Genomic DNA, 23,965 nt, shown 5'->3' with positions numbered 1-23,965 from the left:
TTATTTAAGAAAAAGCAATGAAGTTAGCGCTAAACTAATGCATAAGATTGTCCTTAAACAAAAAGCAGAGTAGTTGGAAGTGTGTAACAGTGTGATTATTGAAAACTGTGCTTAGTAGTACGGTATCTCTTGTTTGAAGTGGGAAATACTGTTTATCGTACGTTTCTCTTGAGTTGGAATTGTCTCGAATTTTCCTTTCGAAAATAGGACTAGCTCTCCACAGCGTTCACGCTTGGCAAGTTGATGCGCAAAATCTTGAATTTCTTCAAAGCTCAGCGCTTTAACTCGCTCTGCTAGTTTTACGTTTCTATTAAACCCTAAGTCTTGGGTACCCAAGCTCACCCATAGTCGCTGAGATTTCATAGAAAGTGTTAGGTCTCGTTCCTCTAGCTGTTTTATTAGATTTTGCTGAATAGTAGGCCAGTAGAAGCGATAAAACTCAATTTCATTTAGCTGCTGAAACAAGAATTCTGTCATAGCATCTAGCAAATGTTTTGGGCTACATTGCGGGCTTTGAATATAGAACGCCATGCCGGGATGCTGGTTGTGCGGAACATAGCCGGTTCCTACGATATAGCCTAATTGCTGTTCTGTTCTTAATGCATTGAAAAATGGCGCGGCCAGCATTTGCTCTAAAATCATGCAAAGTGCCGTATCGGTAAAGCCCGGGGAGGGAGCTTGAAGATAGAGTACTACCGCCGAGTCATCGTGGTTACAAAGTACCTCATGGTAAAGCGTTCCCCCCACAGGCAGTTTAGACACCGCTCGTGAAAGTGGGCCGCCACCAGCATTAGGACACTGTTCTTGAAGCGCCTTTGAAAATACTTTTGCCTCTTCGCTAGACCAGTTCCCGTGCATAAATGCTTCAATGAAATAATGTTCAAAAGCACGTTTTCTGAAGTTAAGCATTTGCTCATAGGTGATACTATCTATTACATCTAACAGCTCTACTGGGGCTTGGGTGTTGCGCTGGATAAGCACGCTCAATCGTGAAAATAATCGGTTGGTGGGCTTATTTAATAGCGAATTGTGAAGACTCTGAATCTGCAGCGCTTTGTGATGTTCAAAGGCTTTTTCATCAGGTATGAAATCAAGCACGGCAGCAAGAAGCTGGTTGGCTAATAAAGTTTGTTGATTAGTGAAGCCTCGAGTGTGAAGCGTAAACCCAGCCTGATGTCCGTATATACGATAATGCAGGCCCGCTATTTCGGCTCTGTAGTATTTCGCCTGCAGGTAATCATTTAATGCGCCCAACCAAATGCGTTTCGCAGCAACCGCCAGTAAAGAGTCAGAAAATTTTGCGGCGTCAAAAGAGATATAAATATCGCCTTTAGGGCTATGGAATTGCTGGTCTTGGGCAAACCAAAAGCGATAACCACCGTTGTCCATCAATTTATTAGGGATATTAAAGCCAGCCTCAGGCAATATAAGGCTGTATTCGCTTGCCAAATAAGGGTTGGGAGGAGGTAGCTGTAATTCACTAATAGCCTTTGGTGACCCAAGTTCCTGCAGTAACTTAGGATCAATTTTATCTACACTGTATTCGGCTTCGTAGAACGCACAAACTTTTGTGGTTTTCACGTCTTTAGAAATAACTTTCAGGCGGATGTTATCTGGAGCAAAAAAGGATAAAGCATGTTCAATAACGCCTTTATCATAGCTGCCTATGGTAGAGCGCAGTTTACCTAATTCGTCTGGCCCAAAAATAAACTGGTGCTGTGCGTATTCGGTCACCAGACTAAGTGGCTTAATATTTTCTTCGTACTCTAACGCTAAAGTATTTAACTTCGATTTTTCGTGAAAGCGCCAATCTTCGTGAGATGCTTCTCGAATTATTGAGATGTAACTAAATAGTGCTTCCAGTACACGGTTTTTGTTTTCCAGCCCGTTTTGGGTAAGCTGGAAACTCACGTTGAAGTCTTTAAATTTGTCTCCCTCAATACCCGAACCTGCAATAAGGTTAAGCGCCCAGTCCTTTTCTTTAAGGTAGGCAAGCAAACTACCTTCGCCCTCATCGCCAATTAAATGGCTAATGTAATTCAGCGGCTTTGTTACATAATCATTTTGTAAAGCGGGTAGGGCGAATGTCACTATCATCCGCTTTGCCGACTGAAGCGGATGTATGTTTATTTGTATACCCAATTCATTTTTGGTGTAAAGGGCTGGCCAGTCATCTGACGCTAACTGTCCTGACGGCATACTGGCAAAACATTGATGCACTAATGCTTCAAGTTGAGGTAAAGGCATGGTGCTGGCAATACACAGGCACATGTTTTTGGCGCAGTAATAAGTATGGTGAAGTGTTTTGAGTTTTTGTTTCAGCGCAACGCATTCATGTTGAGAAAAGGTATCGCTGTTACCCACTGAGAATTTAGCGAAAGGGTGCTCTGGATTACAGGTTTCTTTGTGAATTTGGTAAAGGCGTCGAAGGTCATCTTTTTTCTTAAACTCAAATTCGGCATGAATGTTTTTTATTTCGTTGGTAAGCGCTTCTTCTTCGAACAAAGGCTGCCTAAGCATATCTGCAAAGGCAGGAAGAGTTTGCGCAATCGCGTCTCCACTACAATTAAAATGATAGTTTGCGTATTCGGTGCCAGTCCAAGCGTTTATGGTGCCCCCATGCTGTTCAATAAAGCCATTTATCGCATTAGGTTTAGGTAAGTGCCGGCTCCCCATGAAAAGCATGTGTTCTAAAAGGTGGGCTAACCCCTGACAATCGTGGGGGTCGTAAAAGTGTCCTGCTCGCACTGCCATAGAAACAAAAGACTCATTTGCCTCGGGCGTATGACACAGCATAACACGTAGGCCGTTAGGCAAAGTTATGTGGTGCGCGTTTTCTAAGTTGATCGTGTTATTCACATTTTCTCATATATGGTCAAAAGCACCTTACTGCTGGAGCATCTATTAAGATAATCTTCACAAAACACTAAATAATAGTCGAAAATTGCCATTATTCACGGTTTTGCGCTAGGCGTAGATTCAGCTCTCTGATATCGTTAGCGTACTTTCATTAATACTATGCGCAATGTTATGTCAGGTCAAAGTAGCAACGACGACATTTATCTTTTCATTATGCGTCACGGTGAAGCAGAAGCACCTCGACTCGATGACAAAAGTAGACAGCTCACGTCAGTTGGCCGAGAACAAGCCAAGACCGCTGCACTATGGCTAAAAGATCAGTACTGTACCGAAGGCGTTGTTGATTTAGCGCTTGTTAGCCCTTACCGCAGAGCAAAACAAACTTTTGATATGGTGTCATTGGATGTGGTGGCGGGTAAAGTAGAAAGTAACGATGATATTGTGCCAGAGGGCTCGCCGCGATTGGTAAGTGATTATATTGATGGCTTGCTTCACGCAGCAGTCAATTCTAAGAAGCCCATTAAAAAACTGCTTGTTGTTAGCCATATGCCACTAGTTAGCTATTTGGTTGATGAGCTTTGCCAGTCCTACACCACCAGTTTGTTTTCTACAGCATCAATTGCAGTAATTAAGTACTCTTTGCATGAGCACAAGGGCACCTTAGTTACGCACTATCAAGGTCTCTAACCCTGTCCATTCATTCTCATGTTAATTAATAAAAATTGAACAAATAATTGTTAAGTATATCCCTATCCGGTCGATAGCCTTTTTGAGAGTGTCAAAGTTTATTCTATTGAAGGGTTGGGAAATGGACAGCAAATCTATTCCTGAGCTCCTTAAGCGTTCATTGCAGTCGCATATGGCGGAGGCTGATTTACGTGAAGATGAGGAGACGCAGGATATTATTGCCAGGTTATCTGAACTATCAGATAAAGTCGCTGCTGCGAAAGCAAGAGCGCTGGCGAATCGTGCACAGCGTCTCGCTGACGAAACAAAAGGCTAGCAGACAAGGTCAAAGGAACAATAACCACCCCATTGCTTAGTGGTCATTGTTTGACTCGTTCGGTGCAACATAATATTCCGGCATAATTCTGACGGTTTTTATCATGCTTTCTGAAATATCCACAATTTCAAGTGGGTAACCTGCCAAACGTACACTGACTTTGTTTTCCGGAATATCTTCAAGATACTCAAGCAATAGACCGTTAAGGGTTTTCGGTCCTTCGGTTGGTAATTTCCAGTCCATTTCGCGGTTTAATTCACGCACGTTAGCACTACCGTCGACCAGCACCGAGCCATCTTGCTGTACGTGGGCTTCTTTACTGTGATCGGGAACCATACTAGTGGTAAAGTCACCGATAATCTCTTCTAAAATATCTTCCAGGGTTACTAGGCCCATGATATCGCCATATTCGTCTACCACTAAAGCGATGCGCTCTTTCTCTGCTTGAAACTTATACATTAGCGTATGCAGTGGCGTAGATTCAGGGGTGTAGTAAATTTCTCGTACTGCGCGAAGCAGGCTCGATTTGGTAAACTGATCTTTTGATAAAAGCCGCAGAGCATCACGCACGTGTACAAAACCTACCGCGTCATCGACACTATCGCGATATAACAACACTCGGGTGTGCTGAGCATGGGTCAAGGCTTTTTGAATTTTCTTCCAGTCGTCATTGATATCTATAGCAAAAATTTCAGCGCGAGGCACCATGATATCTTCGGCAGTGACGCTTTCTAAATCCAGAATGCTAACCAACATGTCTTGGTGACGCTTAGGGATCATGGCGCCAGCTTCAAACACTACGGTTCTTAATTCTTCTCTACTCAATGAATCATCATTGCCATTTGCCGGGCTAATTTTTAGCAGTGCAAGAATGCCATTAGTTATACCGTTGATAGCTGCGACAAAAGGGTAAAGTAGGGTGAGTAATGGAAGCAGAATGATAGAACTAGGGAAGGCTATCTTTTCAGGATAAAGTGCTGCCAAGGTCTTAGGGGTGACTTCTGCAAAAATGAGTAGAACTAACGTTAGGCCAAAGGTTGCCGCGAACAGCCCCCAATAGTCACCAAATAGGCGAATACAGAGTATGGTGGCAAGCGAAGAAGCCGCTATGTTAACAAGGTTGTTACCGATTAGGATGAGACCGATTAGGCGGTCTGGTCGTTCTAGAAGCTTAGCAACACGCATAGCTGAGCGGTTGCCTTCTCCCTGCAAGTGCTTAAGTCGATAGCGGTTTATCGACATCATGCCTGTTTCTGAACTAGAGAAATACGCAGATAGTAATATGAGTACGCCGAGCGCGATAAACAGCGTACTCGTTGATATGTCGTCCAATTAAGGTTTTCCTATACAAACTAAGGCTTCAAATGTATTGATTTGAGGGGGGAGTTTCAAGGGGAAATTGTTGATATCAACCTAAATACTTAGAAAGTTTAGCGTAAAGAGTGAGCCGCCTAGCAATGTGGTTGATAGATTCGGCGGCTATAAACATATTTATTTAAAGAAGGAACTCGCGTACTAACTTGCTGCCAAAATAAGCAAGAGATAACAACGTGACACCCAATACCGTCATCACGATGACTTGGCGTCCTCTCCAACCTCTTAGTTTTTGGCCTATCAGAAGAATAAGAAAAACCACAAGCGCAGCAGCGGAAAGCACCGTTTTGTGCGCATAAGTCTTATTAAACATATCCTCTAAAAAAACAAATCCGCTAATAAGCGAAACAGTCAATAAACAAGTGCCCGCAAGTAATAGCTTAAACAAGATGTTCTCTACCAGCATTAGAGGGGGCAGCGATGAATGGAGCAGCGCGGCACCTTTCTGTTTTAGCCTATAGGTGATGTAAGACATTTGAAGTGCATACAAAAACGCAATGACCAAAGTACAGTATGCAAACAAGGATAGGCTAATATGAATCACTAAGCCGGGCTGCAGTTCAATATGCATGATGTACGACACGGGGATAAACTGAGAAGCAAGCACCGTGAGGCTAGCAAAGCCGAATACGACGGGAAGTAATATCAAATTTGGAATAGAGCGGGCGAAAATGAGCATGGAGATAGTGATTATCCACGACACTAATGAAAGTACATTGGTTACACTCATATCCTGACCTGGCGCTACCATAATGGCGCTGGTAAGAAACGCGATATGTGCGATTGCCCCTACACTAGCGATAGATAGACCTAAACGTTTGTTTGGGCCATCTTGATGTACGAATTTGCCAATTAGCACTGCCGCAGCCAACGCGTAGAGTAAAGCAGCAGAAATGGCGAAAAGGGTGTTCATGATGTGTCCTGTAATAGGTAGGTGATGTCTTCACCGACTGAGTCGGTATTGATACTGCAACTTGCAAGTAAATTCAACCATCTCCTTGATTTTGTTTGTTTCACACCCACTTTTAGTGTGGGTATAGGGTCATGAATAGTTAATTTTTACTCATGTTCAATTCGAAATTTATACATCAAAGTTCGACAGCCCTTAGCGAAAAAGTTTAAAAATTTAACCGCAATTGTGGGTACGTTACCGTTCGCTTTTACGTTACAATGCGGGCATTACGTTTGAAATAAAAAGAAGTTTCATACTATGTTTGAGAATTTATCAGAACGCTTAGGCCAGACATTACGAAATGTCAGCGGTAAAGGGCGTCTTACTGAAGACAATATTAAAGAAACGCTACGCGAAGTGCGAATGGCACTCCTTGAAGCCGACGTAGCGCTTCCAGTGGTAAAATCGTTTGTTGCTCAGGTAAAAGAGCGTGCTGTTGGCACAGAAGTGACCAAGAGTCTTAAACCTGGCCAAGTATTCATTAAAATCGTTCAGTCTGAACTAGAGTCTGTAATGGGTGAGGCGAACGAAAAGCTGAATCTAGCAACTCAGCCTCCTGCTGTTGTGCTAATGGCGGGTCTACAAGGTGCGGGTAAAACCACCTCTGTAGGTAAACTTGCCAAATACTTAACAGAGCGCGAGAAAAAGAAAGTTATGGTAGTGAGTGCCGACGTATACCGTCCCGCCGCTATCAAGCAGCTTGAAACCCTTGCTGGTGAAGTGAATGTTGCTTTCCATCCGTCAACGATTTTACAAAAGCCGATTGATATCGTTAACGATGCCATTGTCGAAGCTAAGAAGAACTTCTTTGATGTACTACTAGTGGATACCGCAGGTCGTTTGCACGTCGACAACGACATGATGGACGAAATTAAAGAGCTTCACGCTGCCGTTAAGCCTATCGAGACCCTGTTTGTGGTTGACGCCATGACGGGGCAAGATGCTGCGAATACGGCAAAAGCCTTTAACGATGCGCTTCCGCTTACCGGTGTAATCCTTACCAAAGCGGACGGTGACGCAAGAGGTGGTGCTGCGCTGTCGGTTCGTCACATTACCGGTAAGCCAATCAAGTTTATTGGTATGGGGGAGAAGGTTGATGCACTTGAGCCTTTCCACCCTGAGCGTGTTGCGTCTCGTATCTTGGGCATGGGTGACGTACTCAGCCTTATCGAAGAGGTTGAGCGTAAAGTAGATAAATCAAAAGCCGAAAAGCTAGCCAAAAAAGTACAGAAAGGTAAAGGCTTTGATCTGCAAGATTTTAAAGATCAGCTTGAGCAGATGAAGAACATGGGCGGCATGATGGGAATGCTTGATAAGCTGCCTGGCATGGGCGGTATGTCTGATAAAATTAAAGATCAGGCGAACGACAAGCAGTTCAATCAAATGGAAGCCATCATCAATTCAATGACACCGGCTGAGCGTGCGCGCCCTGATATGATCAAAGGTTCACGCAAACGTCGTATTGCAGCAGGCTCTGGAACCCAAATTCAAGACGTAAACCGTTTGCTTAAACAGTTTACGCAAATGCAGAAAATGATGAAGAAGATGTCTGGCGGCGGCATGAAGAAAATGATGCGCCAGATGAAAGGCATGATGCCTCCGGGCGGTGGCGGCTTTGGAGGCCCTGGCGGTCCGGGCGGCCCAGGTGGATTTGGCGGTGGCGGCTTCGGCGGGGGCGGCGGCTTCCCACCACGCTAATTCGCTATAGTTCTAACACTACCAAAAACCTCAACAGCAGCAATGCGTTGAGGTTTTTTTATTTTTGTTGCATCCAATATCAAATGTGACTCGTTTGGCTTGTTGAACAGGACGTGAGCAGTATCTATCGCACAGATTCGCGGTTGACAGCGTCTCTTCAAAAACAACAAGTATGGAGATGAAGATGGAATTCAATAAAACTTCGCAGCAAAAAATGAAATTATCATTATTAGCAACGGCTATGGTTTTTGCCTTAAGCGCCTGTGATGGTGACGACGGGACCGACGGTTTGGATGGTGCTGATGGCGTCGATGGCGCACCAGGCCAAGACGGTACACCCGGCTTTGCTGCAGCTACTTTCCTGGTTGCCAATAATGGCGATGATAATCGCAATACGGTAACGGCTGTCGACCAAAACGCTAGCGCGCTAAGTACGGTAACCACTGGCGCTAATGAAGGCATTGTCTTCACCAATAAAGGTTCTCTTATTCAAGCGGGCGACAGTGACTTACCGCTTTTAAGAACGCAGTGTAATTTTGATACACAGACTGATTACATGATGAATAAAGGGCACGAGATAACGGGTGCAGCTACCGGTTTAGTCAACCCTAAAGGTATAGCTTTTGCTGAAAATGCTGGCCTAGTGATGGTGGCAGACTTCAACGGTCAAAAAATAAGCGTGTTTGGTAGTCAAGCAGCAGGGGACGTTGCACCTATTGCTGAGATAATGGTATCTGCAAAACCATGGGACCTCGCATACGATGAACAGAACGACAGATTATTTGTGGCTCTAACCGATGGTACGTTAGCGGTATACGACAACGTAGCTGGTTCGGGTTTTGCACCCACAGTAATGCGCTCGGTGGTGCCTTCTGATGCAGATGGCAATCAAATATCAGTTAACCTTCATGGTATTGTATATGAGCCTATGTCTAACCGCATGGTAGTTTCTGATGTGGGTGATGCGGCAGTTGCAGACGATGGTCAAATTTTTGTATTAGAAGATATCTCGTCGGCTGACGGAGCTGTTGTACCAACTAGAGTAATAGGCGGAGCATCGACCCAGCTTGGTAACCCAGTAGATATTATCCTAACCGGGTCTGATCTTCGCGTGGCGGAAAAATCAAACGACGCCATTCTGGTTTTCTCAAATATTTTCAACGGAGAGAGCGGTGATATTGCACCGACGTTATCAACGTCATCGGTGAAGCCGGAGTCTTTAGCTGAATTCAAAGAATTAGATGAAATGAAAGACGCTTCGGACGACGGGATAACGACTATGCCTATTATGGGGCTTTCGGTATCAAGTAATCCTTCAACCGAAGGGGCTACAACAGGTGAGGTTGCCCAATACAGCGCTACATTAACCAGTGATCTGAGCGCTTTTAACGCAGGTATGAGCATTGAAAGTGCCGCGTTTACGGCAAGTGGTGACGGTGTTATCACTTTTGATGATGTGGATACATCAACAGGCGGCTTACTGGTAATCAATCGCTTGAAAACTATGCGCAATGGGATGACGTACAGCGATAGCTACGACCACATGATTATGGGTAGCGAAACCGGACTGATTGCACCGAAAGGGTTAGACATTGCTTCTGAAGCCGGAGTGGTATTTGTGGCTGATGTTAATGAAAACACGCCTGCTGTAAGAGTATTTTCGCCATGTGCATCGGGTAATGTCGCGCCTCTATTAACCCTCGAAGCCGCTGATGGTGGACGTCCTTGGGATGTGGATTACGACCCATCGACTGACAGCGCGTATTTAGCATTAACCAACGGTTCTGTGGCAGTTTTTGAAGAAGTTATGCGCAGACTGCAAAGTGGTGAGACCGTAATTACAGGTGAAGATAGATTAATCGTACCCGCAAGCGACGGTGCTGCATTTGAGGCGCCAACGAACATCCATGGTATAGACTACGATAGCCAAAGCGATAGCCTTGTTATTTCTGACGTTGGTAGCGCTGCAGATGCAACAGACGGCAAAATTTACGTTATTCCTGGTGCTGGCAACGCAGATGGTTTAACCGATGTATCGGTTAATATTGCGGGCCCGAGTTCGATGTTGGGTAACCCAGTGGATCTGATGCTCAGCAACGGTCATGTTTACGTAGCAGAAAAATCAAACGGTATGATCCTACGCTTCGACAACATTTTAAATTCAGCCTCGGGTGACATTGCGCCGACTTTCAGCATGATGTACCCCGCGCCAGAGTCTGTGAATGTACTAGCTGTTAAATAGGTAAGGTAGTGGTTGGAAGGCGCATAATAGCGCTTTCCAACGTGATAGTTTAAAAACACACTGTCAAAGCTAAATGAGTGCGGTAAGTGAACCTGAGTATTGCTTACCGCCTTTTTTAAAAGAACCTTTAAAAACGTCTTTCGACTACTCCCAGTATCCCTTAAAGTGAAAACATCGATTGAGTAGCTTCAATTGCAAATCAAAGCGTACCTTTTCTAATCACGAAGTCAGCAAACTTCACTCGTTCTTCTTGCTGGCGTAATTTATCTATTTCAGCGGTAGAGCGGTAGATACCCCACTTAGGGCGGATAAAGTCCTCGTCAGATACACCTCGCCACATATCGATATCTGTTTCGTTAATGTCGACTATAGTCGCGTCGTCACGAACGCGGGTTATTTGCATGATGAAGTCGCCTTCTTCGGCAAAGGTTGCTTGCACAAATACCTTAACCCACTCATCGGCGATATCGCTCCAGTTTGCTCGAACTAAATAGACATCGCTGGTGCGAGAACCGTCAGAGTTAAACCCTACACTGTGTCTTACTTGCAGTTCCTTACCGGAGCTGTCTTTTTCTACAGCAGAAAGGGTGATAACGGGCTGGTCGTCGTTACCGTTACTATTGTCTTCACTGTCATTTCGCGCTTTAAGCTGGAAGAAGTGGCTAAACCTGCTCGTTAAAGACATATCGCTGTCGACATAGAAATACCATTCAAACTGCATGGTTTCTCCTTCAAACCCGAGTACTTCGACATCGCTTTTGTCATAGGTTTTTATTTCGTTGCGCTGACGGTCCGACTGAACACCTTTGTTGAAGTCCTCATCTCGGTGGGCTAAAAACACAAAGTGGGGGCCTACAACGCTATCGGTTTCCTCTAAAATATGCGGCGTAGAAGTATGGTCACCAGCGAATAAGTCGGGGGCTTCTATGCTGCCTTCTCCAAACACGCTTTCTATTGATGCGTAGGTTTCGCTAGCGCTGGCAGCGCCCGTGGCGCTCAACATGACTTCAGACTTTAGAGTAAACTCTGCTTGCTCTTCAGTGGGCGTTTCTCCACCACCTTGAGAATCAGGTACAGCCACAGATTGAGAAGTTGTATCACTTATAGAGCTACTTCCACAGGCCGATACCGCTGTTATCACCAATGCAATTAAAAAGAAGTAGAAAAGTACTTTTAGGGTTTCTTGTAGGGCGTTTTCGTTTTTGTTGTTTGTAGACACGGTTTTTATCAAATGTTTCTTATTGGTTAATAAGATGTTTTAAAATTGGTTAACCAGCAAGTGTAAAAGTTAATCTAGTAAGAAAAATTATTGAAATTTTATTTTTAATTCGAAGCGGCGCAAACCTCGATAAAGAGAAACATCAAATGATTCTGGCGCCATAGCGTGCTTTGTAACCAACAAATCATTGCGCATCTGTGCAAATTCGCGAATTCATAATACACTGACGGGCTACATCGTGCGCATGTGCGCGGCTTCTATTCGATATACCGCTTTTTTGTATATCAAAGCAGGCACAATTTTGTGCTGTGTGAGGATTCACACAGCAGAGTTATTGATACAGGAACACTATGGCAGGCTTAAAACGTATTATTCTTATCGACACGCATTTACCAGGCGTGGTCGAACTAAAGCTTGATGGACACACCAATATTTGTGGTACTAATGCGTCGGGTAAAACCACGCTTCAGCGACTTATTCCCGTGTTTTACGGCGAGTACCCAAGTCGCGTGGTACCGGCAACCCGCGACAGCTTTGAACGCTGGTACTTACCGCGTTTATCTAGCTTTATTATCTATGAATATACACGCGCGGAAGGCGACCTATGCCAAGCTGTATTAAGCTCAAACGGAACCGGCGTCAATTATCGTTTAATCGGTAAGCCATTTGAAATCAGTGATTATCTAATAGAACAAAAGAACGGTAAACACGCCAGTGTAAGCAGCGCCGAGCTTGCACGTGCCATGAAGCGCAACAACATATTGGTAACCAGCTTACTTAATACCAAAGACTTCCGCGCCATCATTCAAAACGACCACGGTGTGCTTAACCAGAGTAACAATGCCCGTGAGCTATTAGGCTACGCCAAAATCTTCAGCCTTTGCGAACCGTCGAAACACATGCGCCACATCGAGAAACTTGCTAAAGCGGTGCACTCTAAAGAAGGCAAGATGGAAACCATTAAAGCCATGATTGCCGCTATTTTAGAAGAGGATGGGGTTACGCCGCCTACTTCAGGCCTTAGCCGCCATCGGGTTGATGACTGGATTAAAGAATGTCACTTAATTAAACAATTCGACAAAATTCGTCCTGAGTTTTCTAAACTCGAGCAAGCGGACATGGCGCTAACGAGCACAGAGCAAGTGCTTGCTAACCTTAAGCATAGCTTCGAGCTTGATAAGACCTACTTAGCTGCGCGCGTTGAAACAACAAAAAATGAATTGGATGAGAATAGCTTCCAGCGCAAACAAACGGACAGCGAGTGGGGTGATACCCGTGATCACCTAAACCAGGTAATTTCATCTGCTCGCGCTGATGTTGAGAAGTTCACCAGTGAACTTGATACGGTAGAACGTGAATTCGATAAGTGGCAAGACGAAAATATTGAGCAGCTTAAAGAAGACGTCGCAAATTTGTCGCAGTGGCAAAATGAAAAAGCCATGGCCGATAGTCGCTATGTACTGCTTACTGAAAAACACCAGGATATTGAATCGGCCTACAACAAGCGCTTGGCTGAGCTAGGTGAAAAGTTGTCAATTACTCTAGAAGAGATGTCAGCCGCACGCCAAGAAGCCGCAGAGAATAAAGCTGAGCAGCAGCAGAGCGAGCGTGAGGCGTTAAGCCGCATTCAGAGCGACTACAATAGTCAGCTAAGTGCGCTTCAGAACGACTACCAAAATAGTTTAAATGAGCTAAAAGTCGCGGAAGCTGAACTGAAAGCTTCATTGAGTAACGCAGGCTACAACGAGTTTGAACAATCTCAACTCGATATTCTTGATGCGGCTATTAAAGAAGCATCTATCAATGAAGATGCAGCGCGCGGTGAACTGCGACAAGCACAGCAGGCGCACAGCAAATCAGTTGAGTTTCGTAAAGAATGTTCAAATGCGTTAGATAAAGCACGCAACGCCTTTCAACAAGAAGAAAAAGCGGTTAACAAAATTAATGCGCTTCTTTACCCTGGCGAAGGCTCTCTACTTGAGTTCTTGCGCGCCAACGTCGATGACTGGGAGTTATCCTTAGGTAAAGTTGTTCGCCCTGAGCTACTAGAACGCACTGATTTAGCGCCTGCTATGTCAAAGGATGCACAGGACGCCAGCGATACCTTTATGGGCGTTAAGTTAGCACTTACTGAACTTGATACCCCAGACTATGCCTTTACCGAGCAAGCCCTTAAGCAGCAATTGCAAGAAGCTGAAATTCGTCAGGCTGCTGCTCTAGCCGCCCAAAACGAATGTGAGCAGCGCCTAGCGAAAGCCAACGAAGACGTGCGTAATGCCGAGCTTGTGGTTACCCAAAAAGACAATGCCGTTAAAAGTGCGGAAGCTAGCCGTAAACGTGCACAGCAAGACCGCGATACGGTGCTTAGTGAATACCAACAAGCGCTTTCTGCACGCAAGCAAAAAGCCAAAACTAAGCTAGAAGCGAATCAGCAGTCTCAAAAGCAAGCAAAAGCTCAGTTTGAGCTTAGCCGAGACGAAATCAAAGATCAGCAGCGTGAAGCCGAAACTGAGCACAAGTTCCATTGGCAGCAGCTCATCGCTGATAGTGAAGCGCGGATTTCTCAGCTTGATAGCGATATGCGAAAAGCGAAGGACAGTGCTGCTCAAGACCGAAAAGATATGCAGGATTGGCTGGAAAGCGAATTGAGCAATCGCGGTGTGGATGTCGATGAAATAGGTCAGCTTAAAAAGCAAATCAATAAGCTGAAAGAAGACATTACGCGCACTGAAACCCACCGTCACAAAGTAGCCGACTATGAACGTTGGTACACTAACGTGTTTACCAAGCAAAAAGTGGTATGGCAAGAAGGTTTGTCTAAGTCGCGCAAGTTACTGGGCGAATCTGAGCGTAATTTAGCCAGCAAACAAGCTACCTATAAAGCTAATCGCGAACAGCTTCAAGAACAGCATGGGCAGCTTGAAACTACGCTTAAAACTGCCAGCGAACACCTGGAGCAAGTTAAAACGTTAAGTAAGTCGTTAGCTAAGCTAACTCTTCAGGCTGGTGATGAAACGGCTGAAATTAAGCATGACGATGTCAGTATTGGTCAACGTATCTCAGAAGTACAAAGCCAGCTTCAGGAACGTGAAAACTTATTGAGCGATGTACGAGCTTATGTAGAAAGGTTTGATCAGCTTATAGCAGCGCAAGCAGGCACAGGTCTATCTGACACCTGGGAGCGCGCCCGTGAAGAGTGCGCTACGCTCAATGCCCATGGCGTGAAGAGCTTTGATCACCGCCGCATGGTGTCGCACCTTGCACAGCTTCTGAATGTGATTGTTCCGCAGAAGCTGCAAGGCTTGCGTGAGCAAGGCCGTATCTTTGGTGCCGATCTTTCGCAATACTACTTTGTACTTGCCGATATAGATAAACGCATTGTGTCGCAAAGCCGCCGTATTACCCAAGAGGTAGACGGCGATCTTTCCCTTGATGGTGTATCAGATTCTGCCGTTAAAATTCGTTCACGTATTAGCGAACTTGAATTTTGGCCTGAACTCGAGCAATTCAGAAAGCTTTATGAACACTGGATGGAAGAGGGGGCAAACGAGCTGCCAGAAGAAGAGTATGGGCAGAGTATGCGCCGAGTATTGGATATTCTTGGCCGTGCAGCGCTTACGGGCGGCATCAGTAAGCTACTTGATATCGAGCTTCATCTACGTGAGGGGAACAGCGACCTTGTTATCCGTACCGACCGCCAGCTTAATGAATCATCAAGCCACGGTATGGCCTACCTTATTCTGTGTAAATTCTTACTTGCCTTTACCCGTCTGCTGCGCGGCGATGCCGACGCCACCGTGCATTGGCCGATCGATGAGCTAGGTACACTTCACCAAAACAACGTGAAGAAAATCTTTGAAGCGTGTCAAAACAATAACATTAGTGTAGTGGGTGCATTCCCGAACCCTGAATCGGAAGTATTGACGCTATTCGAAAACCGCTACTTGATAGATAAAGTAACTCGCCAATTGCAGGTAGTTCAACCGAAAGCAAGTTCGATAGGCGCACGCATAAAACTAAAAAAAGAAGCTGAAAAGAACAGTGAAGTAGCAGGCAAGGAGACTTCAGCATGATGACAGAACAAGGCCGTGTACTAAGTGCACTTTTACAAGGCGCGTTTATTTGTCAGGTGACCGATGAAGAGGCGTGGCGTTTTCTTAAATCAAGAGATAACGCTGCACAGCTAGAGCCTCACTTAGCATTGCTGAACCGCACACTCTCAACTACCGCAGAAGGTGATGTTTTCTTTGCTAGCTTTCTCACCATAGGTGAAAACGAACGTAAAGTACTAACCCAGCAGTTTCAAGATACAGCGTCTAATCTAGTGCCTCTGGTAGAGTGGTTATTACTAGTTCAACAAGCCAATGAATCTGACATGCCAATAACCATGGGCAGCGCTATTCGTTTAAACGAGCTGCAAACAACTATTGAAGACACGCCGGCCTATGCAGAGCAACTAGAGAAAATTTCGCGCTATCGTATGTTCGGCTCTACCAGCGTGAACTTAGATGGTCAGCTAAAGCAGGTTTTTAAACGCTTAACAGAAATGGGTTACCTGATTAAACCTAACCCGGATAAACAAATCTATTTGGGCACAGGTAAGATAGAACACCTTTACGAAATGCTGCGCTTTATCGACGAAACCGAAGCGCTGAGTTTGTCTGAGCAGGCGGAGGCCGCTATTTCGCAAGGTAGCTTGATATGAGCCAGGTTTTAATTCAAGCGGGGACCAAACTACTTAATGCACTGGGGCGTCACAGCGACCTTATTATGCAGGCGTATGTTAATGGTTCGGTGAAAGAGCGCGACCATAGCCCAAAGGTATTGGAGCAGCTCGTTCAATTGGGGGTCTTATGGCGCCCGGAAGCACAAAGTGAATTGCGCTTAAAAAGTGCGGTAAGAACGCTTTTAGAAGGAAGCTTGCAAGACGAACGTAACCGAACAATTAATGCGAATATTGGTGCGTCGCTGGCAAGCCTTAAAACCCTAACCGAGCACTATAAAGAAGCCCTTCACTACAACAAGTACAATGAAGCGGCAGCCCACATGGGGGATTTAACAGAACATGTCTATCAGCTTTCAGAATCATTGAGTAACAGCGTGCGTGTGATGTTCGGCCGTATTAACAATGAATTCGGTTATGTGTCGTCGGTTGAAGCTAAAATTCGCGAAAACGAGCTAGCGCAGGGGCAGGTAACGGATTTGCTCGCTCAGCTTGAGTGTTTCCGCTTCGATGAGTTAAGTGAACTGGCTGGGTCTAACCGCGAACTACGCCATTTATTGGTAGTATCGCTCCAGCAGCGCTTTTCTAAAGCCGCACAAGAGTTATCTGTTGTACAAGCACGTTTGTTAGATTTGTTAGGCCGGTTTAGAGAGTTTCAAGGTCGTACACGGTTACTTAAAGGGTTTTTGCTACACATGGAGCAGCAGCCTGATTTCGCGCCGGGTAACTATGCTAATCTAACCAATGTGCCAGTATTGTTTAATCAATCAGATTCGATTATTGCCAACGCAGCGCCTGATGTGAATAACGTTGAGCATGAAGCTGATTATCAAAGTATTGTGTCGTCGTTGACTCATGTACACAAACGCCAGTCTCAGCACGAAGATACTAAGCCTGTTGACATTGATGTGACCGAGCAATCCACTCTGTCGCTAGAAAAAGATCCCCTTCAGCAGGCAGTTGAAGCCTATTTCTGTGAGGTGATTGATTCAGGCCAGCCTAAAACGGCACTGAATTATTTTGAAGAGCACGCTTTAGACTTTGATCCTGAGGTATGGATTTATCAGGTAATTGGTGGGTATCAAGCCCTAAACGATGAAGATAAGCAGTTTTTTGCATTAGAATCTCATGGTAATAACGATAAAATCTATACAGGTAACTTCTATATAAATGACATCACGTTGGGCCTGCGTTGATGCCGAATTTTGTGCGCACCTAAATCTCGTCGAATTAAGTCTGGCCCTCGCAAATCAAGAGCGTGCCAGACTTTTTGTTTAGCTGTGATTTGCAGAGAATCAAAGACAACTTCAATATTCGTTCAATTCAATACTCCACAAAAGCCCTTCGTATTTTGCGATGACTACCACTTGGAACCTGCCAAAAATGTCCTATAATGCAATAGGTGTTTACACTTATTTAACATCGTGAACTAAAAGCTTCATCGCTGCGTAATGTTACCGTCAATCGAGCGGTCTACATTGTTAGTCCTGTAGCCTTTGGAACCAAAGTAAAGGTTGGCAGGTCTTAAAAGCAGTCAATAAGCGCTTTAATGCTTTCGATGTTTAATAGCTCGATGTAGGCACAGAAAATTTTCGCTACTGCTAGGATGCAGAGCATGTTGTGGTACTGCTGCGTACAGTACGAAGAGGAAGAGAGTTATGCAATTATCAGAACAACAAAGTTTTAACCAAGCCCTTATCAAGCTTTCAGTTTTACTTTATCAAGTCGATGGAATGGTAACATTGACTGAACAAGACTACCTGAATGCTATGGTTGAATCGTTAGATTGGCAAAGCCCAATCTGTCGCGAAGCATTTCTAAACGACACTATTTATCAAGCCCGAAAGGCCATCGACACCGGCGATACTGTCACTTTTTTAAAAAGCCTCAAAAATGACCTATCGTTTGACGCAGACAAAACGTTAGAGGTGGCTATGGCGATTACCGGTGTAGATGGTGAGCGAAGTGAAGAAGAAACCGAGCTTCTATCATTACTTACTCATAAATTACTCGCTAAGGCATTAGTTTCAGGCAAAGATACATTACAATAATTGCTTTAAAGCATCGTAGGTGTCTTTCTAACTAATGCGAAAAAAGTTGCGCCAGCTAACGCGCCCCAAAGTGCGTCCAGAAATACAAGAACACTCAATGAAAGCAGCATATTTATGTGCTGCTTCTCTCTCGTTGTTCGTGTTGAGCGGGTGCTATTCATCCCCCAGCTCTCAAGTAAGTGCGTCTCAAGTCAGCGCGTCTCAATTTAGCGCGAGTACCCAGGCGTTCCCAGTAGGTGTGCAACCCTTCGACGATTATTTAAAAGACGTTGAGGGCTACCTTTTAAAGCACAGGGCATTTATATCCGACAACAAAACGCAAGAAATTACCATGAACATGCCTTTTGAATGTGGCACACAATACCGCGACATCGGTGTGTTATTGGTTCATGGCCTTGGCGATTCACCTTATTTCTTTCGCGATGTGGCAAACGCCTTGTGTGATGAAGGCATACATGTAAGAACCATCTTGCTACCTGGGCATGGCTCAAAGCCAGGGGACATGCTAAACGTTAACTATGAACAGTGGCAGGCTGAAACCAATCACCACATAAAGCTATTTTCTGAAGAAGTAGATAACCTCTACATTGGGGGCTTCTCAACGGGGGCAAATTTAACCACTATTGCAAGTTTTTCAATGGCCGACGAGCTCGATATTAAAGGGCTTATGCATTTTTCACCGGCCTTTAAGTCACGCTTTTTTGTGTCCCGTTTGGCCCCTTATATCGATTCATTGTTTCCGTGGCCAAACGTAGAAGAGGAAGACAATCCAAGTCGCTATAACTCTACCGCTATGCCCGGTTTCGCTGCCTATCAGGAAAGCGTAAACGTGCTTCAAGAGTTGTTTTCTCAATCAGAAGAAAGAAAGCGGACTTTGAACCTTCCTGTGCTGATGGTTGTGGCTGAAAAAGACAGTGTAGTTGATACCACGAAGATTGCTGAACAATTTAGAGATAACTTCATTCATCCGCGTAAGTGTCTATTGTGGCAGGGAAAGAAGAAACCTGAAGTGCCTGATAATACACTCATCATGCAAACCATGAACTTACCCGAGCAGCGAATTAGTGCGGCTTCTCATATGAGTACACTTTTTTCTGAGCATAACTCCTTGTATGGAACGGAAAGTAGGTTTCGCATTTGTGACAACGGCCAAGGAAGTGATGCTGAAGCGCGCTGCAAAGCAGGGGAAGAAGTATGGTATGGACCTTGGGGATTTGAACCAGAGGTCGAAAACAACAGGCTTAGCAGTGATAAAGAAGAAAGAGTGTATGCAAGGCTCACGTATAACCCTTACTTCGAAAGGATGGTAGATCAGCTGCTGGCCTTTACAGGCAAGACTAAAGTTAAAGCTTTTTGTAAGACCTAGTAAGAAGGTTAGTCCTCATAACGCGATTTATTTGTCTTTCGTATTTCTGCTGCATTTCAACTAAAAACGCCTAAGCCAATGCGTAATAACAATTGTGTTTGTTACTACGCCCGTGGCTGAGGTGTCTCTTTTATTTCTTAACGCTCCCTGACTGGCAAAGCGACTATTTATTATTGGTTTGAAAAGGGTTTAAGCACAACTCAAGTACGTAAACATGGCGCAAACATTACGCACCGCTTAAATAGGCGTAGCGCCTATCTAAGCGGGAAAATTTTAAGAGTGCTGTGCGTTAGCTTCTTCCATCTCTTTTTCAAGCTTAGCGCTTTCATCTGCACGAGGTTTGGTGAAGCGTGCTAGTGCTAGGTAAAGTACAGGCGTAAGGTAAAGAGTAAATACCACCGCGATACCCAGCCCGCCGAACACTACCCAACCAATTGCATTGCGTGCTTCAGCACCTGCTCCTGTTGATAGAATCAAGGGCAGGCCACCTAGAATTGTAGAAACTAAGGTCATCATAATAGGACGTAAACGCACCTTGCCAGCCTCAACAATAGCATCATAAATATCATAACCCTTATCGCGAAGCTGGTCGGCAAACTCAATCAGTAGAATGGCATTTTTGGCAAGTAGGCCAATTAACATAACCAGCCCGATTTGCGAGTATATGTTAATACTAGTGCCGGTTAAAAACAGCGCGTAGACCGCAGCTGCAATACCAAAGGGCACGGTAAGCATAACAACAACGGCGCTATTCACACTTTCAAACTGTGCCGCTAGCACAAGCAAAACGATGACAAACGCTAAAATATAGGTAAGCGCGACCTGTTTGGACGTTTCTTCAAAGGTTTGTGCTTCACCTAAAAAGACCAATCCGATGCCATCGGGCAAAGTATCAAGTGCTAGCGTACGTATTTGATCTACCACCTCACTAAGTGCCACATCTTCTGGTAGTTCCATTTCCACTTTTATTGCCCGTCGCTGGGCTTGACGTTCTAGTTCAGCAGCAACGCCTTCTTCGCTAATAAATGCCACACTAGAAAGCGGTACTAAATTTCCATCAACGCTTTTTACATACAGGCTGGTAAGCTCTGACGGGTCTAGCGTACTGCGATTATTAGTTTGCAGCATAATAGGAATGGCCTGATCGCCTACGTTTAAATCGGCAATGTCATCGCCATTAACGGCAGCGCGCAGCGTACTCGCGATGTCGGTAAGCGGTACGCCCAGTTCCTCTGCACGACGGCGGTCTATATTTACGCGCATTTGTGGTTGGGTAGGATCGTAGCTTATTCTGGGTCTGCCAAGCTCGGGCAGCTTTTCTTCAAGCTGACGGGAAAAGTTTTGCGCTGCTAGAAAAATGTTTTCATAGGTATCACCGGTAAGCGCAATCTCCAAACCGCCTCCTTGACCACGCAAATTAAGGCTATTGCCGCCAAAAGCGTTACCAGGTGCACCAGGTATCTGCTGAAGCTTAGGACGAATTTCGTTGACGACATCTTGAAGTGATTTATCGCGTTCATCCCAATGCTTAAGTGGTGCGGTAATAAATACAATGTTCGGATCCCAAGAGCCAACAACCGTATAAATTGAATCTATGGTGCCGTTTTCAACATAAGGTAGCAGCAGCTCTTCCATCTTTTCAGCTTGTCTATCCATAAAGTTCAAACCAGCGCCATCAGGGCCGCGGGCAAATATCCGAATTGTGCCTCTATCTTCGCTTGGCAAAAGCTCATTATCGATATTTTGTGACAATATATAAGCGCCACCGCCAGCGGCTAGGCTAAGTATGCCCACTACCCAGCCATACTTAAGGGCTTTTAGCAGTGAAGCTTGATATACACCAAGGCACGCATTACCAAAGCGTCCAAAGGTTTTACTAAACAAGACATCGCTTTTTGTTTCTTTTACTTTTAGGCGTGCGGTAAGCGCAGGCACCAAGGAAAGTGCAACAAAAGAAGAGATAACGACAGCGCCTGCTAATACCCCTCCGAACTCTCTAAACAAACGCCCAGCGGTTGAAGGAAGGAATGCTATAGGGATAAATACAGAGGCAAGTACTGCGGTGGTTGCCACTACGGCAAAAAATACTTCACGTGTGCCGATTACGGCTGCAGCACGAGCACCTAACCCCATACTTCTGCGACGCTGAATATTTTCCGAAACAACAATCGCATCGTCCACAATCATACCCGTGGCCAAAACAAGGGCGAGCAGGGTAAGGATGTTAATTGAAAATCCCATGCCCCAAATAATTGCCAAGGCACCTGCTAGCGATACAGGAATAGAAAGCGCCGGAACAATTGTCGCGCGCCATGAACCTATAAATACTAGTAACGTCACCACCACTAAAGCGACGGTAAGGCTAAGCGATATCACAACTTCTTTCACAGAATCTCTAATAAACTCCGCGTCGTCAGCCGTTACCGTGATGTGCATGTCGGTGAAGCGCTTGTCTAGGTCTTTGACCATGGCTAGCACTTCATCAGATATTTCTATGGTATTAGAGCTAGCTTGTCGAATGACACCTACACCGATAACTGGTGTGCCGTCTAAGCGAACCACGCTGGTGGTATCGGCGGGGCCAAAATAAACACTGGCGACATCATTAATGCGAATATCACCACTTACAACAATGTTGCCAACATCTTCTGCCGAGACTGACGTTGCATCAGCGCGCACAATAAGCGCCTGTTCTGCCGACTGTATACTGCCTGCCGGAACATCAAAAGGCGCGAGCGATAAGGCGTCGGCTATATCACTCATGGAAAGACTAAAACTGGTAAGGCGAAGTGGGTCAACGGATACGCGCAAGACACGTTCTCTATCGCCGTTTAGGGTAACGTCCGCAACACCGGGAATGCTGAGAAACAAAGGCGCTACGTCTGTATCAACGCGCTCGGTGAGTGTTTCCATATCCAGTATGTCACTAGAAATAGCAAGGCTAACTACCGCTTGAGCATCGCTGTCTGCGCGAATGATTGCCACTTGCTCTACGTCCTCAGGAAGTTGACGCTGTACGCGACTTACAGATTCACGCACTTCATTGGCGGCATCTTCTAAGTTGACGCCAGGGCGAAACTCTACACGTACGCGGGCAGAGTTTTCTTCGCTTTGCGCGTATATATTTTTCACACCGCTAACGCGGGCAACTGCACCTTCCAGTCGGCCAGTAACTTCCGCATCCACGGTTTCAGGAGAAGCGCCGGGAAATTGCGCTGTAACCGTAACGCGAGGGGTATCAACATCGGGGAGTTCTCGAACCTCTAGCCCGCTTAAAGCGGCAAGGCCTGCAATGGCAATAAGCAGATTGAGAACAACGATTAAAACTGGGCGTCGTATCGAGAGTGAAGGGAGATCACTGACTGAGGACGATAGATTTGGATCACTCACCTTGAGGCCCTCCGGCCAGTTCAGTAGTAATTTCTTGGCCTGTACGTAAGCGCTGTACGCCTTCTGAAATTAATGCGTCGCCTTCTTTAATATTGCCAGATACTAGAATAGTTCCTCTTAAACGCTGATGGACGCTTACATCCACACGTTTGGCTTTCCCATCTTCCGCAAGCCAAATATACGCACCGGTTGCTCCCCATAGTAACGCGGCTTCAGGTACTGCCGCGTAGCGATCACCTTCAATGCTTAAGTTAACTCTAAAACTCATACCCGGACGGAATTTATCAGATGAGTTATCTAAAAGTGCGCGAGCACGAAGGGTGCGGTCAGCTTCATTAATACGAGAATCGACCTGCGCTATTTCGGCTTTCACCAGTTGTTCTTTATCGCTCCAAGGTTCAAGTGTGACGTTCGGCGCATTGAGCAAAACAGGAAGGGCGGCTTCAGGGGCTTTGAAATTGATAAAAAGCTTGCTTCTATTATCGAGCGTGGTGATAACCGTTTGTTCGTTAATCCGGTCTCCAACCTCTACGTCAGTAATACCAACAATGCCGTCAAAAGGCGCGACAATATGTCTGTCTTCTAAATCTGCTTTCGCTTCTTCTAATGCGACCTCAGCAAGATCACGCTGTGTGCGTGCTAGGTCTAGTTCGCTAACGGGCACTGCACCTTGCTTATAGCTTGAGGCTAAGCGCTCTACCGTGCGCTGGGCGTCTTCTAAAGTAAGCTTAGCGCGCTTTAATGCAGTTTGTTGTCGTCTATCGTCAAGGCGAACCAATACCTTGCCTTTCTCCACCGATTGGCCCGGTACGAAGTTGATTTCTGTTACTTCATCAGAAACGGCAGGGTATAACACAATAGAGCGCACGGCTTCAGCACTGCCAACAGCTTCTACTTTTCGTGTTTCGTTCATAAATTGAATGGGCTTGGTCACAACAAGCTTCGCTTGTCTATCTCCCATAAACTGCGCGTTCGCAGTTGGTACCATCACTAAAAAAAGAGCACAAAGACGTGTCCATGTCTTTAATGCATCATAGACTGAATATTTCATTTTAAACCCGTAGCGTTAGTTAAGTTTACTCTGCTCG

The 23,965-nt window shown here is 45.3% G+C and carries 15 protein-coding genes; 9 read left to right on the top strand and 6 right to left on the bottom strand.

The genetic code is table 11. From position 1 onward, the window contains the following. Positions 1 to 111 precede the first annotated feature (111 nt). Positions 112 to 2,859 carry an insulinase family protein gene (locus ACXACS_RS15650; protein ID WP_474807936.1) on the bottom strand — a complete coding sequence of 916 codons (2,748 nt, stop codon included), beginning with the start codon at positions 2,857 to 2,859 and terminating at the stop codon, positions 112 to 114. Positions 2,860 to 3,030: 171 nt separating this feature from the next. On the opposite strand from ACXACS_RS15650, the gene sixA reads away from it, so the two are divergent. Further along, the gene (gene sixA / locus ACXACS_RS15645) at positions 3,031 to 3,546 is read left to right on the top strand and encodes a phosphohistidine phosphatase SixA (protein WP_474807934.1); all 516 of its coding nucleotides are present in this window, start codon (positions 3,031 to 3,033) and stop codon (positions 3,544 to 3,546) included. Between the two features lie 121 nt (positions 3,547 to 3,667). Beyond that, positions 3,668 to 3,862, top strand: coding sequence for a hypothetical protein (locus ACXACS_RS15640; RefSeq protein ID WP_118489834.1), 195 nt, complete (start codon positions 3,668 to 3,670; stop codon positions 3,860 to 3,862). A gap of 36 nt (positions 3,863 to 3,898) precedes the next feature. On the opposite strand, the gene ACXACS_RS15635 is transcribed toward ACXACS_RS15640, so the two are convergent. After that, positions 3,899 to 5,194: an HlyC/CorC family transporter gene (locus ACXACS_RS15635; protein ID WP_118489833.1), complete on the bottom strand. Its 1,296-nt coding sequence runs from the start codon at positions 5,192 to 5,194 to the stop codon at positions 3,899 to 3,901. A gap of 163 nt (positions 5,195 to 5,357) precedes the next feature. Then, entirely contained in the window at positions 5,358 to 6,149 is a 792-nt protein-coding gene (locus tag ACXACS_RS15630) for a cytochrome C assembly family protein (protein ID WP_474807932.1), read from the bottom strand. 297 nt (positions 6,150 to 6,446) lie between these two features. Here ACXACS_RS15630 and ffh point away from each other — a divergent pair, with 297 nt between their 5' ends. Both ffh and ACXACS_RS15620 read left to right on the top strand, forming a co-directional pair. After that, positions 6,447 to 7,886, top strand: a complete 1,440-nt coding sequence (gene ffh / locus ACXACS_RS15625; RefSeq protein ID WP_269916103.1) for a signal recognition particle protein — start codon at positions 6,447 to 6,449, stop codon at positions 7,884 to 7,886. Between the two features lie 184 nt (positions 7,887 to 8,070). Beyond that, positions 8,071 to 10,128, top strand: coding sequence for a hypothetical protein (locus tag ACXACS_RS15620; protein WP_474807930.1), 2,058 nt, complete (start codon positions 8,071 to 8,073; stop codon positions 10,126 to 10,128). A 199-nt stretch (positions 10,129 to 10,327) separates the two neighbouring features. Here ACXACS_RS15620 and ACXACS_RS15615 read toward each other — a convergent pair whose 3' ends face one another. Further along, entirely contained in the window at positions 10,328 to 11,347 is a 1,020-nt protein-coding gene (locus tag ACXACS_RS15615) for a heparin lyase I family protein (protein WP_474807928.1), read from the bottom strand. 350 nt (positions 11,348 to 11,697) lie between these two features. Here ACXACS_RS15615 and ACXACS_RS15610 point away from each other — a divergent pair, with 350 nt between their 5' ends. From ACXACS_RS15610 to ACXACS_RS15590, 5 genes are all read left to right on the top strand, one after another. Beyond that, entirely contained in the window at positions 11,698 to 15,420 is a 3,723-nt protein-coding gene (locus tag ACXACS_RS15610; RefSeq protein WP_474807926.1) for an ATP-binding protein, read from the top strand. Then, positions 15,417 to 16,052, top strand: coding sequence for a condensin complex protein MksE (locus tag ACXACS_RS15605; RefSeq protein ID WP_014978725.1), 636 nt, complete (start codon positions 15,417 to 15,419; stop codon positions 16,050 to 16,052). The genes ACXACS_RS15610 and ACXACS_RS15605 overlap by 4 nt, the downstream gene beginning before the upstream one ends. Next, positions 16,049 to 17,266 (top strand): phosphoenolpyruvate carboxylase, encoded by a 1,218-nt coding sequence (locus ACXACS_RS15600; RefSeq protein ID WP_474807924.1) that lies wholly within the window; start codon positions 16,049 to 16,051, stop codon positions 17,264 to 17,266. Before ACXACS_RS15605 ends, ACXACS_RS15600 begins: the two co-directional genes overlap by 4 nt. A gap of 462 nt (positions 17,267 to 17,728) precedes the next feature. Further along, the gene (locus ACXACS_RS15595; protein ID WP_025254566.1) at positions 17,729 to 18,121 is read left to right on the top strand and encodes a TerB family tellurite resistance protein; all 393 of its coding nucleotides are present in this window, start codon (positions 17,729 to 17,731) and stop codon (positions 18,119 to 18,121) included. A gap of 34 nt (positions 18,122 to 18,155) precedes the next feature. After that, on the top strand, positions 18,156 to 19,487 hold the full coding sequence (locus ACXACS_RS15590; protein ID WP_474807922.1) for an alpha/beta hydrolase: 1,332 nt from the start codon (positions 18,156 to 18,158) through the stop codon (positions 19,485 to 19,487). Positions 19,488 to 19,760: 273 nt separating this feature from the next. On the opposite strand, the gene ACXACS_RS15585 is transcribed toward ACXACS_RS15590, so the two are convergent. Together ACXACS_RS15585 and ACXACS_RS15580 are read right to left on the bottom strand one after the other, a co-directional pair. Beyond that, entirely contained in the window at positions 19,761 to 22,877 is a 3,117-nt protein-coding gene (locus ACXACS_RS15585; RefSeq protein ID WP_474807920.1) for an efflux RND transporter permease subunit, read from the bottom strand. Next, positions 22,870 to 23,928, bottom strand: coding sequence for an efflux RND transporter periplasmic adaptor subunit (locus ACXACS_RS15580; RefSeq protein WP_474807919.1), 1,059 nt, complete (start codon positions 23,926 to 23,928; stop codon positions 22,870 to 22,872). The genes ACXACS_RS15585 and ACXACS_RS15580 overlap by 8 nt, the downstream gene beginning before the upstream one ends. Between the last annotated feature and the right edge of the window lie 37 nt (positions 23,929 to 23,965).

This window comes from Alteromonas sp. AWM4_230, from assembly GCF_056158305.1.
Note: the sequence above shows the minus strand (reverse complement) of the source record. Positions and strands in the feature narration are given on the sequence as shown.